The sequence below is a fragment of the Ruegeria sp. BHSC276 genome, assembly GCF_059612945.1.
Window position 1 is genome coordinate 1 of sequence record NZ_JBXWRP010000012.1, and the last position, 12962, is coordinate 12962.

Annotated in this window: 14 protein-coding genes; 6 read left to right on the top strand and 8 right to left on the bottom strand. The window is 61.9% G+C overall.

The window, feature by feature from the left end; genetic code table 11:
- The 5 genes from AC2FMD_RS17045 to AC2FMD_RS17065 form a co-directional block, all read right to left on the bottom strand.
- A partial coding sequence (locus AC2FMD_RS17045; protein WP_496742308.1) for a phosphate ABC transporter ATP-binding protein occupies positions 1 to 462 on the bottom strand: 462 nt, incomplete at its 3' end.
- Between the two features lie 140 nt (positions 463 to 602).
- Entirely contained in the window at positions 603 to 1649 is a 1047-nt protein-coding gene (locus AC2FMD_RS17050) for a sensor histidine kinase (RefSeq protein ID WP_496742307.1), read from the bottom strand.
- A 16-nt stretch (positions 1650 to 1665) separates the two neighbouring features.
- Positions 1666 to 2199 carry a gamma carbonic anhydrase family protein gene (locus tag AC2FMD_RS17055; RefSeq protein WP_496689300.1) on the bottom strand — a complete coding sequence of 178 codons (534 nt, stop codon included), beginning with the start codon at positions 2197 to 2199 and terminating at the stop codon, positions 1666 to 1668.
- A complete protein-coding gene (gene gmk / locus AC2FMD_RS17060) occupies positions 2196 to 2837 on the bottom strand; it encodes a guanylate kinase (protein ID WP_496711083.1) in 642 nt (213 codons plus the stop codon). The genes AC2FMD_RS17055 and gmk overlap by 4 nt, the downstream gene beginning before the upstream one ends.
- 16 nt (positions 2838 to 2853) lie before the next feature.
- Positions 2854 to 3744, bottom strand: coding sequence for a YicC/YloC family endoribonuclease (locus AC2FMD_RS17065; protein WP_496742306.1), 891 nt, complete (start codon positions 3742 to 3744; stop codon positions 2854 to 2856).
- Positions 3745 to 3976: 232 nt separating this feature from the next.
- Between AC2FMD_RS17065 and AC2FMD_RS17070 the strand changes: the two genes are divergently transcribed.
- Positions 3977 to 4648 carry a PAS domain-containing protein gene (locus AC2FMD_RS17070; RefSeq protein ID WP_496795271.1) on the top strand — a complete coding sequence of 224 codons (672 nt, stop codon included), beginning with the start codon at positions 3977 to 3979 and terminating at the stop codon, positions 4646 to 4648.
- Between the two features lie 66 nt (positions 4649 to 4714).
- Here AC2FMD_RS17070 and AC2FMD_RS17075 read toward each other — a convergent pair whose 3' ends face one another.
- A complete protein-coding gene (locus AC2FMD_RS17075) occupies positions 4715 to 6085 on the bottom strand; it encodes a class II 3-deoxy-7-phosphoheptulonate synthase (RefSeq protein ID WP_496795272.1) in 1371 nt (456 codons plus the stop codon).
- 169 nt (positions 6086 to 6254) lie between these two features.
- Between AC2FMD_RS17075 and AC2FMD_RS17080 the strand changes: the two genes are divergently transcribed.
- Positions 6255 to 7259, top strand: coding sequence for a GlxA family transcriptional regulator (locus AC2FMD_RS17080; RefSeq protein WP_496684074.1), 1005 nt, complete (start codon positions 6255 to 6257; stop codon positions 7257 to 7259).
- A 189-nt stretch (positions 7260 to 7448) separates the two neighbouring features.
- Here AC2FMD_RS17080 and AC2FMD_RS17085 read toward each other — a convergent pair whose 3' ends face one another.
- Both AC2FMD_RS17085 and AC2FMD_RS17090 read right to left on the bottom strand, forming a co-directional pair.
- On the bottom strand, positions 7449 to 7673 hold the full coding sequence (locus tag AC2FMD_RS17085) for a hypothetical protein (RefSeq protein ID WP_496795273.1): 225 nt from the start codon (positions 7671 to 7673) through the stop codon (positions 7449 to 7451).
- 32 nt (positions 7674 to 7705) lie between these two features.
- On the bottom strand, positions 7706 to 8803 hold the full coding sequence (locus AC2FMD_RS17090) for a PQQ-dependent sugar dehydrogenase (protein WP_496795274.1): 1098 nt from the start codon (positions 8801 to 8803) through the stop codon (positions 7706 to 7708).
- Between the two features lie 166 nt (positions 8804 to 8969).
- Between AC2FMD_RS17090 and AC2FMD_RS17095 the strand changes: the two genes are divergently transcribed.
- From AC2FMD_RS17095 to AC2FMD_RS17110, 4 genes are all read left to right on the top strand, one after another.
- Complete coding sequence (locus tag AC2FMD_RS17095; RefSeq protein ID WP_496711078.1) at positions 8970 to 10151, top strand: ABC transporter substrate-binding protein; 1182 nt, start codon at positions 8970 to 8972, stop codon at positions 10149 to 10151.
- Between the two features lie 129 nt (positions 10152 to 10280).
- A complete protein-coding gene (locus AC2FMD_RS17100) occupies positions 10281 to 11069 on the top strand; it encodes an ABC transporter ATP-binding protein (protein ID WP_496689314.1) in 789 nt (262 codons plus the stop codon).
- Positions 11066 to 11896, top strand: coding sequence for an ABC transporter ATP-binding protein (locus AC2FMD_RS17105; protein WP_496684081.1), 831 nt, complete (start codon positions 11066 to 11068; stop codon positions 11894 to 11896). Before AC2FMD_RS17100 ends, AC2FMD_RS17105 begins: the two co-directional genes overlap by 4 nt.
- A gap of 688 nt (positions 11897 to 12584) precedes the next feature.
- The gene (locus AC2FMD_RS17110) at positions 12585 to 12914 is read left to right on the top strand and encodes a hypothetical protein (protein WP_496689315.1); all 330 of its coding nucleotides are present in this window, start codon (positions 12585 to 12587) and stop codon (positions 12912 to 12914) included.
- Positions 12915 to 12962 lie beyond the last annotated feature (48 nt).

A 12962-nucleotide genomic window follows, 5' to 3' on the forward strand; every position in this document is an offset into this window, starting at 1 on the left:
GCCCGACAGCCCGGTGCCGGGCGCATCCAGGCGGTCCTTGACCTCGTCCCAGATGGCGCCGCGGCGCAGGGATTTTTCCACGATCTCGTCCAGCTCGGCCTTGGACTTGGCCAGCCCGTGGATGCGTGGGCCGTAGGCGATGTTGTCATAGATAGACTTGGGGAACGGGTTGGGTTTCTGGAACACCATCCCCACCCGCGCCCGCAACTGCACCGGGTCGACACTCTTGTCATAGATGTTTTCGCCGTCCAGCCGGATATCACCTTCAACCCGGCAGATGTCGATCGTGTCGTTCATTCGGTTGAGGCAGCGAAGGAACGTCGACTTGCCGCAGCCCGACGGCCCGATGAAGGCCGTGACCGTTTTGTCCTCGATTTCGACGTTCACGTCCTTGATGGCATGCGTGTCGCCGTAGTGGACATTGACGTCCCGCGCCGAGATCTTGATCGTTTTTTCGCCCACTTCCTGCTCCGCTCGCGCCAGTTTATCCGGTTGCCGCAGGTAAAGACGCACATTGCCGAAAGGGCGTCCCCCGCAACCGGGCCATCGCATGCCGGGCGGTCAAAGGTCAAGCTTTGCCGCTTGTGCGGGGATCGGATCGATCACAGCGGCAGAATGACCGTAAACACCGCGCCCTTGCCCAGATCGCTCTCGACCCGCAGCCGGCCCCGATGCCGGTTGACGATATGTTTCACGATGGCCAGGCCCAGGCCCGTGCCGCCCAGTTGCCGCGACCGGTGGCTGTCGGCGCGATAGAACCGCTCGGTCAGGCGCGGCAGGTGCACCGGGTCGATGCCCGGGCCCTTGTCGATGACCTGAACCCGAACCGCAGCGCCGCGGACCGCCGGATCGCGCTCGGCAACCGCAACCCGCAGTTCGACGCTGCCGCCGCTGCCGCCATACTTGATCGCGTTCTCGACCAGATTCGTGAACACCTGCCGCAACTGGTCGGCGTCTCCGGGCAGGTGCACCGGCGCCTCGGGCGTCGTCAGAGCCAGCGTCACGCCCGCGCTCTCGGCCAGGGGGCGCAGAGTGGCCAAGGTGGACTCCAGCACTTCGGTCAGGTTCAGCCGTTCCGTCGGGCGCACCCTCTCTTCGCTTTCGACCCGGTTCAACGACAGCAAGTCCCCGACCAGCCGGTTCATGCGGCTGGCCTCGTCGGCCATGATCTGCAGGAACCTGTCCCGCGCGGCAGGGTCGTCGCGGGCCGGGCCGCGCAGGGTTTCAATGAACCCCATCAGGGCCGTCAGCGGCGTGCGCAGCTCATGGCTGACATTGGCCACGAAATCCCGGCGCATCTGCCGCGCCTGTTCCAGATGGGTCACGTCCAAGAAACTGGCCAGAACAGCACCGGCCGACACAGCGCCGACACCATCAATGTAACGGCAGTGGACCTGAAAGGTAGTGTCCTGCGCCCCGTCATTGGCCAGGTGCCGCGCGCTGGCCGACCCCTTGGCGCGCAGGCTCTTCTCGATCGCTTCGACGACCGGCGGCTGGCGCAGGATTGTGGCGAAGTGCCGGTTGTCGAGATTGCGCCCCAACAGGGTTCTGGCTTCGGCGTTCGCGACGATAATCCGCTCGGTCTGGTCGATCACAAGCGCTGGCATCGGCACGGCCGAAACGAATTCGGCAAGGTTGGCGTCGGACATGAATGGCCCCTTGCGTCTAGTCTCCGGCACGCACGGGTTTCAGGCCGTCGCGGAATTTGCGCATGTTGTCCTGATAGTGCAGCGCGCTGAGCGCGATCTGCTGCGCTGCCGCCTCGTCCAGTTCGCGCACCACTTTGCCGGGCGCACCCATGACCAGTGAATTGTCCGGGATTTCCTTGCCTTCGGTGATCAGGGCGCCGGCCCCGATCAGGCAGTTCCGCCCGATCTTGGCGCCGTTCAGCACGATCGCCCCCATCCCGATCAGGCTGTTGTCGCCGATCGTGCAGCCGTGCAGCATGACCTTGTGGCCGATCGTACAATTCTTGCCGATGGTCAGCGGAAACCCGGCATCGATATGCATCACGCAGTTTTCCTGCACGTTGCTGCCCTGCCCCACGCGAATCTCCTCGTGATCGGCGCGGATCGTGCAGCCGAACCAGACCGAGGCGCCCTGTTCCAGCACCACCTTGCCGATCAGGTTGGCATCGGGGGCTACCCAGGTGTCCTCGTGGATTTGCGGGGCGTAATCGCCCAGGGCATAGATCGTCATTTCATGCTCTCGAATTCTTGTTGCAAGGCGCGGACGTGCTCTTGCAGCTTGGGTTGCTGGATCCGCCGCATCCGCTCGGCGCTGACGATGGTTTTCAGCTTGTCCTCGGTCGCATCCAGATCGTCGTTGATCAGCACATAGTCGTAGTAGCCCCAATGGCTGATCTCGTCCCAGCTTTTCATCATGCGCTTGGCGATCACCTCGGGCGCGTCCTGCCCGCGTGTTTCAAGCCTGCGGCGCAGTTCCTTGATCGAGGGCGGCAGGATGAAGATCGACAGCGCGTGCTTGCCCAGTTCCGAGTTGCGGATCTGCACCTCGCCCTGCCAGTCCACGTCGAACAGCACGTCCCGGCCGCTTTGGATCGCTTCGCGAACCGGGTCGGCGGGCGAGCCGTAGAAATTGCCGAAGACATGCGCGTGTTCCAGCATCTGCCCGCTGGCAACCTGCTGACGAAACTCGTCCTCGGACAGAAAGTAGTAGTCCGTCCCGTGAACCTCGCCCGGGCGGGGCTTGCGCGTCGTCGCTGAAACCGAGAACTGAAGATCGGGGTCCCAGTTCATCAGCCGATGGGCCAGCGTCGATTTACCCGCGCCCGAAGGCGACGACAGAATGATGAGAAGGCCCCGGCGATCCGCCATCTGTGATTGTCCTTGTTTATTCAACGTTTTGTACCTGTTCGCGCAACTGGTCTATCACCGCCTTTAACTCCAGGCCAACCGCCGTCAGCTCGGCGTTCTGCGATTTGGAGCACAAAGTGTTGGCCTCGCGGTTGAACTCCTGCGCCAGAAAATCCAGCTTGCGGCCCACCGGGCCGTCCTGCGCCAGCAGCGCCCGTGCCGCGGCGACATGGGCGGTCAGCCGATCGAGTTCTTCGGTGATGTCGGATTTCACGGCGATCAGCGCAAGTTCTTGGGCCACGCGGTCCGGGTCGGCACCCTGGGCGTTGTCCAGAACTCGGGCCAGATTCTGACGCAGCGCAACGGCCATCGCGTCGGCGCGGGCCTGGGCCAGATCGACGGCTTTCGCGGTCAGCGCCTCGATCCGGTCCAGATGTTCGGCCAGGACCGCAGCAAGGGCCTCGCCTTCGGTACGGCGCATCTCGATGAAATCCGCCAGCAGCTTTCCGAACGCGGCCTTCAGCGCCTCGACTAGTGGCGCGGGGTCATCGTCTTCGACGCCGGTATCCAGCATCCCTTTCAGCGCCAACAGGTCGCCGGCCCGCGTGGGAGCCAGGGAAACGCCCTGTTGCGCCGCCAGTTCCTCAGCCCGCGCGATCGCCGAAAGCGCCGCGCGCATCGCCGGTTCGTTCAGGCTCAGGTCGGTGGCCGATTCCTGCCGCGTGATGCGCAGGGTCAGCGTTACGTTGCCGCGGCTGATCATGCGCGACAGCTCGGCCCGCAGCGCCGCTTCGAGCCCGGTCAGCCACTCGGGCACCCGCAGCCGCATGTCCAGCCCCTTGCCGTTCACGCTGCGCAGTTCCCAGCTCCAGCCATGCGGCCCGCAGCCCCCCTTGCCCGAAGCAAAACCCGTCATGGATTTGATCATGCCTGCCCTTTCCGACTTTCGCCCTGCGCTGCTGCACCTAATGCCATCGCACCGGTCAGGGCAAGGGTTTGCTGATGGCTGACTTCATCCGGACAAGTTAACCATTCGTTAAAGATTTGCTCCAATTTTAAGTAAACCCGTGTCAATCTGTCAGTCACAAGGACAGGTCGGTTGCAGTTGGCCGCAGCGCCGCAGCAGACCAAAGGACGGCCATTCGACACGAGGTGATGAAATGAAAACCTTCTTCGGGAACGGTTCCGGGCCGAAACTTGGAAAGATCATCGCAATGGACCGCTTTGGCAGTGGGCGCAGTCTGTCGCCGATCCGTCAGGCAGAATCTTACTGGACCGCGCTGCTGGGCGACGACGGGGTTCCCCGGCGGTCGCAGATCGATCCGCGCGGTTTGGAAAACATTCTCGAATACACGTTCATCCTCGAACGCATCGCCCCCGGGCTGGCCCGGTTCCGGCTGGCCGGAAGCCATCTAAGCAAGATCGCCGGCATGGAAGTGCGCGGCATGCCGCTGACCGCTTTTTTCGAGCCCTCGTCGCGCGACCGGATCACCGAGGAGTTGGAGACGGTTTTTTCGGAACCCGCGATCGGAGAGTTCGCCTTGGTTTCGAAAGGCAAGCTGGGTCGGGTCCGGCTCGAGGCGCGGATGATCCTGCTGCCGCTGCGCAGCGACCTGGGCGATGTCAGCCGGATTCTTGGCGTTCTGGTCAGTGATGGCGCAATCGGCGCCACGCCCCGCCGTTTTACGATCGAAGCCAGCCAGGTCCGGCCGCTGGTCGCGGTTCGGCGGCGGGCTGAAAAAACCCGGCTCGAGTCCGGGTTTGCCGAGGAACAGGCCGAGTTCAAGGGCCCGTCTGGCCATCTGAAGCTTGTCTATTCCCGAGACGATTGATCCCTGCTGGATCGAACGAAAAACGACGGGCCGAGGCCCGCCGTTCCCGTTTCGGATCAACCGAGATCAGCCTGCTGCGCGATTCTTGCGTTCGCGGCGCAGGTTGGTCAGCTCTTCGGCCACCAAGAACGCCAGCTCGAGCGACTGCGACGCGTTCAGGCGCGGGTCGCAGGCGGTGTGGTAGCGGTCCGACAGGTCCTCTTCGCTGACGGCGCGGACGCCGCCGGTGCATTCGGTCACGTCCAAACCGGTCATCTCGAAATGCACGCCGCCGGGGATCGTGCCCTCGGCCTGATGCACGCCGAAGAAATCCCGCACCTCGCGCAGGACCGATTCGAACGGCCGGGTCTTGTATCCGGTGGCCGACTTGATCGTGTTTCCGTGCATCGGATCGCAGACCCAGGTCACCTTGGCACCCTCTTCCTTTACGGCCTTGATCAGACGCGGCAGATGCTCGCCCGCCTTGCCCGCGCCGAAGCGTGCGATCAGGGTCAGACGGCCTTCTTCGTTGTCCGGGTTCAGCTTGGACATCAGAATCTTGAGGTCTTCGGCCGTTGTGGTCGGCCCACATTTCAGACCAATCGGGTTCAGCACGCCGCGGCAGAACTCGACATGCGCGCCGTCGGGCTGACGGGTGCGGTCACCGATCCAGATCATGTGGCCCGAGCCGGCCAGCCACTTGCCCGAGGTCGAGTCCAGTCGCGTCAGCGCTTCTTCGTACTCCAACAGCAGCCCTTCATGGCTGGTGTAGAATTCGACGGTCGAGAATTCATGGGTGGTATCGGCGGTGATGCCGGCGGCTTCCATGAAGTCGATCGTGTCCTGAATGCGGTCAGCGATCTCGGAGTATTTCTGCACGTCCTGTTCGTCGGTGAAGCCCAGCGTCCAGGAATGCACGCGGCTCATGTCGGCGAAGCCGCCGGTCGAGAATGCGCGCAGCAGGTTCAGCGTGGCCGCGGCCTGGGTATAGGCCTGCAACATCTTCTCGGGCTTGGGCTCACGCGCCTCGGGCGTGAAGGCCAGCTCGTTGATGATGTCGCCGCGATAGCTGGGCAGCTCGACCCCGTCGATGACTTCGGTCGGGGCGCTGCGGGGCTTGGCGAACTGGCCGGCCATGCGGCCCACCTTGATCACCGGAACTTTGGCGCCATAAGTCAGCACCATCGCCATCTGAAGCATCACCTTGAAGGTGTCGCGGATCGCGTCGGCGCTGAACTGGTCGAAACTTTCGGCGCAATCCCCACCCTGCAGCAAAAAGGCCTCGCCGCGACCGGCGGCACCCAAATGTTGCTTGAGGCGCCGCGCCTCGCCTGCAAAGACCAGCGGGGGATACTGCGAAAGCTTGGCCTCGACCTTGGCCAAGGCGGCCTTGTCGGTATAGTCTGGCATCTGAACCCGCGGCTTGCTGCGCCAGTTCGATTTTTGCCACTCGGTCATAGCTTTGATCTCCGCTGATGTATTTCAGGTGGTCTCTATACAAAATCAACGGACCAGAGACCATAACCGATTTGCGCCTCTTGACGTCGGAAACAAGCTTTGAGCATGGTGGCGGTCAAATTCGCCGCAGGCCCCGTGCCTCGGCCCGCCGAATCAAGGACAGTTCGCCATGCAAGAACAACGCCAAGTTGTCACCGTGGACACGGACGCGGCGAAGCCGCGCAATTTCGTTTTTGTTCTGTTGGACAAGTTTTCCTTGCTCTCATTCGCTTCGGCGCTGGACAGTCTGCGCATCGCGAACCGCATGGCGGACCGGCAGATCTATGCCTGGAGCCTCGCCGGCGAAGGCGGCGAGACGGTGCAATGCTCGGCCGGAACCACGTTCCAGCTGGATCGCGATCTGGACGAGTTGCAGCGCGATGACGTTATCATCGTCTGCGGCGGGGTCGATGTGCAGGCCGCCACGACCAAGAAGGTGTTGAACTGGCTGCGCCGCGAGGCCCGTAAGGGGCTGCGGATCGGCGGGCTGTGCACCGCAGCCTATACCCTGGCCAAGGCCGGGTTGCTGGACGGCAAACGCGCCACGATCCACTGGGAAAACGCCGACAGTTTCGCCGAGGAATTCGAAGACGTCGAACTGACCAAATCGGTGTTTGTGCTGGACGGCAACCGGATGACGACGGCGGGCGGCACCTCGTCGATCGATTTGATGCTGAAGCTGATCGCCGATGACTTCGGCGAAGAACTGGCCAATGCGGTGGCCGACCAGATGATCTATTCCTCGATCCGCACCGATCAGGACACCCAGCGCCTGTCGACACCCACCCGGATCGGCGTACGCCACCCCAAGCTGAGCCAGGTCATCTTGATGATGGAAAAGAACATCGAGGAGCCGATCTCGCCCTCGATCCTGGCCAAGGAGGTCGGCATGTCCACCCGCCAGCTCGAGCGGCTGTTCCGGCGGTATCTGAGCCGTTCACCCAAGCGCTATTACATGGAGTTGCGGCTGCACAAGGCGCGCAACCTGCTGATGCAGACCGACATGAGCGTGATCAACGTGGCGCTGGCCTGCGGTTTTGCCAGCCCCAGCCATTTCTCGAAATGCTACCGCGCGCATTACAACACCACGCCCTATCGCGAGCGTGGGACGCAGAGCGGGCGGCTGTCGGTCTGAGCGCCTAGAACTTTTTCAGAATGGGCCCGTCGGGCGTGTTGATACTGAACTGCAGAACCGTCACGCCGTCGTTGCGTTGATGCAGAAGGGCTTATTGGTAGAGATAGCTGTTCTTGCCGTTCCAATAGATCCGCATTTCCTGCGAAAAACCATTCTCGAGCTCTATCCGCTTGGCCACATCTGCATTCGTCAGGCAATACGGAACAAGGTCACGCAGCTGACCTTGCAGGGTTTGCATCTGCTGCGGCGTGTATGCGTCAGCCCCCCAAATCGGCTGATAGCGTTCGAGAATTCGCGGTTTTTCATCTTGGTGTCGACGAAGGATTCATAATCGGCATAGGCCATAAGAACCTTGTCGGCCGCGGCGGGAAGGGGCGACGGGCAAAAGACTATGGCTTCGAGAAGGCGGACCATGTCAATCCGCTTTGAAGTGTATCGCTACACCCTTAGGATGATCTCGCTAGCCTGTAAACGGCACCCTGCCCGACCGAGATGAACCAGATCGCCCCGTCTGGGGCCTGCACGATGTCGCGGACCCGTTCGGTTTCGGGGCCTTTGATCTGCTCGACCTCGCGCAGCCGGTTTCCGGTCAGCCGGGCGATATAGTCGAATTTCAGCGAGCCCACGAAAATATCACCGCGCCATTCGGGAAACATGTCGCCCGAATAGACCAACAACCCCGAAGGCGCGATGGACGGATCCCAGTACAGGCGCGGCTGCTCCATGCCGGGTTTACTGGTGCCCTCGCCGATCTTATCCCCTGAATAATGCGTGCCGTAGGAAATCACCGGCCAGCCGTAATTGGCGCCGGGTTTGACAAGATTCACCTCGTCTCCACCCTTGGCGCCATGTTCGGAAACCCACAAGCGACCTCGCGCATCGATGTCGGCGCCTTGCGGGTTGCGATGGCCATACGACCAGATCTCGGGGCGTACACCGGCCTGCCCGACGAAGGGGTTGTCGGCCGGGACCGTGCCATCCCGATTGACGCGCAAGACCGTCCCCATATGGGTCGTCAGGTCCTGCGCGCTCGGCCGGTCTCCACGGTCGCCCAGTGTCACGAACAAGGTGCCGTCTGGCGATTCGACCACGCGCGATCCGAAATGCCGCCCGCCCGAGCCGCCGGGAACGGCCTCGAAGATCACTCGCAGGTTGGTCAGGCGGCGGCCGTCTTCGGACAGGCGTGCCACGGCAAGCGCGGTTCCGGCCCCGCCAGGTTGCGGTTTGGAAAAGGTCAGAAAGATCTCGCGACTGCTCGCGAAATCACGGGCCACGGTCACGTCCAGCAACCCGCCCTGCCCCCGCGCTGCAACCTTCGGCACGCCCCGCACGCGCTGTGCCTGACCATTGCGGGCCAACAGCAGGTCTCCGTCGCGTTCCGTCACCAGAAAGCTGCCGTCGGGCAGTAGCCCGATGGCCCAGGGCGTGTCCAACCCACCCAGCATCCGGGTTGCAGTCAACGGGCCGAACGATGTCCGCAAGCCGTCCGCCGCCGCGGCCACAGTCGATGCCATCAGCCAGAGAATCGCGAAAATCCGGATCATGATGAAGCCTCACATGCTGTCTAGGTGGGCGATGGCCCATACCAAGCCCATCAAATCAAATAGTGTTAACGCCACCAAAGGCACATCTTCGTTAGGACTTTTCTTTTTCCGACAGCTTGCCTAGGGTCGGGCCAGAACGACATCGTTCCAAACAGGGAGTAACCTTATGAAAAAGCTGCTTACTGCAACTGCAGCAACCGCATTGCTGGCCGGTGCCGCAATGGCCGACGACGTCAAGCTGGGCATTCTGCTGGGCTTCACCGGACCGATTGAATCGCTGGCCCCGGCCATGGGCGCGGGCGCCGAACTGGCTATCGCCGAAGTGTCCGAATCCGGCAAGCTGCTGGATGGATCCACCGTCACCCCGATGCGCGCCGATACCGGCTGTATCGACAATGGTCTGGCCACCTCGAACGGTGAACGCCTGATTGCGGATGGCGTTGCCGGCATCATCGGCGGCGACTGCTCGGGTGTTACCGGCGCCGTGCTGCAAAACGTCGCCATTCCGAACGGAATGGTCATGATCTCGCCCTCGGCCACCTCGCCGGGCCTGTCGACCATGGAGGACAACGGCCTGTTCTTCCGCACCGCCCCGTCGGATGCACGCGAAGGTCAGGTGATGGCCGACATCCTGAAAGAGCGCGGCATCAACTCGATTGCCCTGACCTATACCAACAACGACTATGGCAAGGGTCTGGCCGACGCGATCCAGTCGTCGTTCGAGGCGGTGGGTGGCGAAGTGACCATCGTCGCCGCGCATGAAGACGGCAAGGCCGACTACTCGGCTGAAGTGGGTGCGCTGGCCTCGGCCGGTGGCGACATCCTGGTGGTTGCCGGGTATCTCGACCAGGGTGGTCTTGGCATCATTCAGTCGGCGCTGGACAGCGGCGCGTTCGACACGTTTGGCCTGCCCGGTGGCATGATCGGTGACTCGCTGCCTGCCAATGTCGGCCCCGACCTGAACGGCTCGTTCGGTCAGATCGCCGGGTCCGGCGGTGAAGGCGCCGAGAAGTATTTCGCCATGGCCGAAGCCGCTGGTTTTGACGGCTCGTCGCCCTACTCGCCCGAAAGCTATGACGCCGCGGCGCTGTTCATGCTGGCAATGCAGGCCGCGGGCTCGACCAATCCGGCCGACTATGCCGGCAAGGTGATGGAGGTTGCCAATGCACCCGGCGAGAAGATCTATCCGGGTGAACTGGCCAAGGGGCTGGAACTGTTGGCCGCCGGTCAGGACATCGACTATGTCGGCGCTTCGGGCGTCGAGCTGATCGGACCGGGTGAAAGCGCCGGCTCGTATCGCGAGATCGAGGTTCAGGACGGCAAGAACGTGACCGTCAAGTTCCGTTGATCGTTCGGTTGACCACATGAGATCAGACAGCCCGGGCCTTGTGTCCGGGCTGTTTCAATGACAAAAAGCGCCACCCTTTCGGGAATGGGGCAACAGGAAGAGCCGCGAAAGCCGCGGACAGGGGAACACATGATCGTCGTCGAGGACGTGCACAAGCATTTCGGCGGTTTCCATGCGGTGGACGGGGCGTCGCTGGAAATCGAAAAAGGCTCGATTACCGGCCTGATCGGCCCGAACGGGGCTGGAAAAACAACTCTTTTCAACGTGATCGCGGGTGTTTTGCCACCGACCAGCGGCAAGGTCTGGATGGATGGCGAGGATATCACCGGTCTGCCCCCGCACGAACTGTTCCACAAAGGCCTGCTGCGCACCTTCCAAATCGCGCACGAGTTCTCTTCGATGACCTGCCGGGAAAACCTGATGATGGTGCCGGGCAACCAGTCGGGGGAATCGCTGTGGAACACCTGGTTCGGCCGCAAGCGGATCGCCGACGAAGAGCGCGCCCTGCGTGCCAAGGCCGACGAGGTGCTGGAATTCCTGACCATCGAACATCTGGCCGATCACAAGGCCGGCCAGGTCTCGGGCGGCCAGAAAAAGCTGCTGGAGCTGGGCCGCACGATGATGGTGGACGCCAAGATCGTGTTCCTGGACGAGGTCGGCGCTGGCGTGAACCGCACCCTGCTGATGACCATCGCCGATACGATCCTGCGTCTGAACAAAGAGCGCGGTTATACCTTCGTGGTCATCGAGCATGACATGGATTTCATCGGCAAGATCTGCGATCCGGTGATCTGCATGGCCGAGGGCAAGGTTCTGGCGCAGGGCACGCTGGACGAGATCAAGGCCAACGAGCAAGTCATCGAGGCCTATCTGGGCACCGGCCTGAAGAACAAGGACAAGCTGGAGGCAGGGGCATGAGCGACAACCCCTACCAGGACGACAAGGGCAACAAAGACGCCTCGATCACCAATACCCGCGGCATGGGCACCATGACCCCGGCGCACCGCGTCAGCGGCAAGACTGAATATGTGGGCGGTGGCCCATTCTTGATCGGCGACAGCATGACCGGCGGCTATGGCAAGGGCCCCGACATCCTGCACGATTGTACCATCTCGGTGGACAAGGGCGAGATCGCCGTAATCGTCGGCCCCAACGGCGCCGGCAAATCCACCGCGATGAAGGCAGTGTTCGGGATGCTGGATGTGCGCTCGGGCTCTGTGCGTTTGGATGGCGAGGACATCACCAACCTCAGCCCGCAGGACCGGGTGGTCAAGGGCATGGGCTTCGTGCCGCAGACCTCGAACATCTTCACCTCGATGACGGTTCAGGAGAACCTCGAGATGGGGGCCTTCATCCGCACCGACGACTTCTCGGACACGATGGAGCAGGTTTTCGAGCTGTTCCCGATCCTGCGGGACAAGCGCAACCAACCCGCCGGTGAACTGTCGGGTGGGCAGCGGCAACAGGTGGCCGTGGGCCGGGCACTGATGACAAAGCCCAAGGTGCTGATGTTGGATGAACCCACCGCGGGCGTTTCGCCCATCGTGATGGACGAGTTGTTCGACCGCATCATCGAAGTTTCGCGCACCGGCCTGCCGATCCTGATGGTGGAACAGAACGCCCGCCAGGCACTCGAGATTGCCGACAAGGGTTATGTGCTGGTTCAGGGGCGTAACGCCTATACCGGAACCGGCAAAGAGCTGTTGGCCGACCCCGAGGTGCGCAAATCGTTTTTGGGTGGCTGATCGACCGGACTCGTCTGGGCTGATATCAATGGGCCGAGGCTGGTTGAGCCCGGCCCTTTTTTTGTGGAACTGCAATCTGAAGAAATGATGACCAAAACGGGTCAGCAAACTTGACCTTACTGCGCCTGCAACACAGTGTACTGCGCCATCCAACTGATTCCCTTATTTTTTCCTGACGCCGCGCCCGAGAATGCAAAACGAGCATCTGAATTGAAATGCGTTGCGATTGCTCGATTGACGCCACAGTCGGCAAATATCCATCCCACTGCATTCGCCCGGAAACAGACCGGGCGAGTCCGCTAAACCGAGTTTTCCCCAAGGATGCCAACCGTGAAAACGTTACGAGTTTTCGGCCCGCCCGCTTGTTTTCCGACCGCGCTTCTTGCGCATGATGAAAGCTTCACCTGCAAGTTCATAGCGGGTGGCGCGGAATAAACGTTCAGGCACACTCTGGACCCCGATGAAAGTTCCATTGAAATTGACGGGATATCCACAATGACCAGTTTCCAGACGACCTTCACAACACGACCTATCCGATCGCAAATGACGAGTGGGCCGTCTCGATGATCCTCAACAAGCCCGGCATGACGTTCGGTGTTTCCGAACATCGCCCTGCGATGAGGAAAGATCACGGGCAATGCGCCTTGCTCGGCTCCTGACTCCACCACAACCAGCCCGAAAGAAAAACATGAAATCAATATTCGCCTTGGCGACCATCACATTTGCGGCAAGCATGGCTGCCGCGGAAGAACGCCACCTTGTCTGCATTTCCGATCGCGACGGGAGCGAAGTGCGCCTGAACCGCGATCCCATAGGCGACAAGGGAAGCATACAGACAAAGGTCATTGCCGGCGAAGCGATGGTCTTCAAAGGACTCGGAAGCATGACCTTCGTCCATATCGAAGACCAGGACGTCATGACTGTCGTGGTCCCTTTCGAGGACATGAGCTATGACCTGAGCGTCAAGGGCCCTCATGCGGAACACGGTCACGGGTCCTGCACGGAAACAAACGCTTGAGTCCCCCCTCAGCAGGCAGAGCGACCGCGCCGCCCCCTCCGGCGCGGT

Coding starts and splice junctions, on each gene's coding strand:
- AC2FMD_RS17050 (WP_496742307.1), bottom strand. CDS start 1,649: ATGTCCGACGCCAACCTTGCCGAATTCGTTTCGGCCGTGCCGATGCCA.
- AC2FMD_RS17055 (WP_496689300.1), bottom strand. CDS start 2,199: ATGACGATCTATGCCCTGGGCGATTACGCCCCGCAAATCCACGAGGAC.
- gmk (WP_496711083.1), bottom strand. CDS start 2,837: ATGGCGGATCGCCGGGGCCTTCTCATCATTCTGTCGTCGCCTTCGGGC.
- AC2FMD_RS17065 (WP_496742306.1), bottom strand. CDS start 3,744: ATGATCAAATCCATGACGGGTTTTGCTTCGGGCAAGGGGGGCTGCGGG.
- AC2FMD_RS17070 (WP_496795271.1), top strand. CDS start 3,977: ATGAAAACCTTCTTCGGGAACGGTTCCGGGCCGAAACTTGGAAAGATC.
- AC2FMD_RS17075 (WP_496795272.1), bottom strand. CDS start 6,085: ATGACCGAGTGGCAAAAATCGAACTGGCGCAGCAAGCCGCGGGTTCAG.
- AC2FMD_RS17080 (WP_496684074.1), top strand. CDS start 6,255: ATGCAAGAACAACGCCAAGTTGTCACCGTGGACACGGACGCGGCGAAG.
- AC2FMD_RS17085 (WP_496795273.1), bottom strand. CDS start 7,673: ATGGTCCGCCTTCTCGAAGCCATAGTCTTTTGCCCGTCGCCCCTTCCC.
- AC2FMD_RS17090 (WP_496795274.1), bottom strand. CDS start 8,803: ATGATCCGGATTTTCGCGATTCTCTGGCTGATGGCATCGACTGTGGCC.
- AC2FMD_RS17095 (WP_496711078.1), top strand. CDS start 8,970: ATGAAAAAGCTGCTTACTGCAACTGCAGCAACCGCATTGCTGGCCGGT.
- AC2FMD_RS17100 (WP_496689314.1), top strand. CDS start 10,281: ATGATCGTCGTCGAGGACGTGCACAAGCATTTCGGCGGTTTCCATGCG.
- AC2FMD_RS17105 (WP_496684081.1), top strand. CDS start 11,066: ATGAGCGACAACCCCTACCAGGACGACAAGGGCAACAAAGACGCCTCG.
- AC2FMD_RS17110 (WP_496689315.1), top strand. CDS start 12,585: ATGAAATCAATATTCGCCTTGGCGACCATCACATTTGCGGCAAGCATG.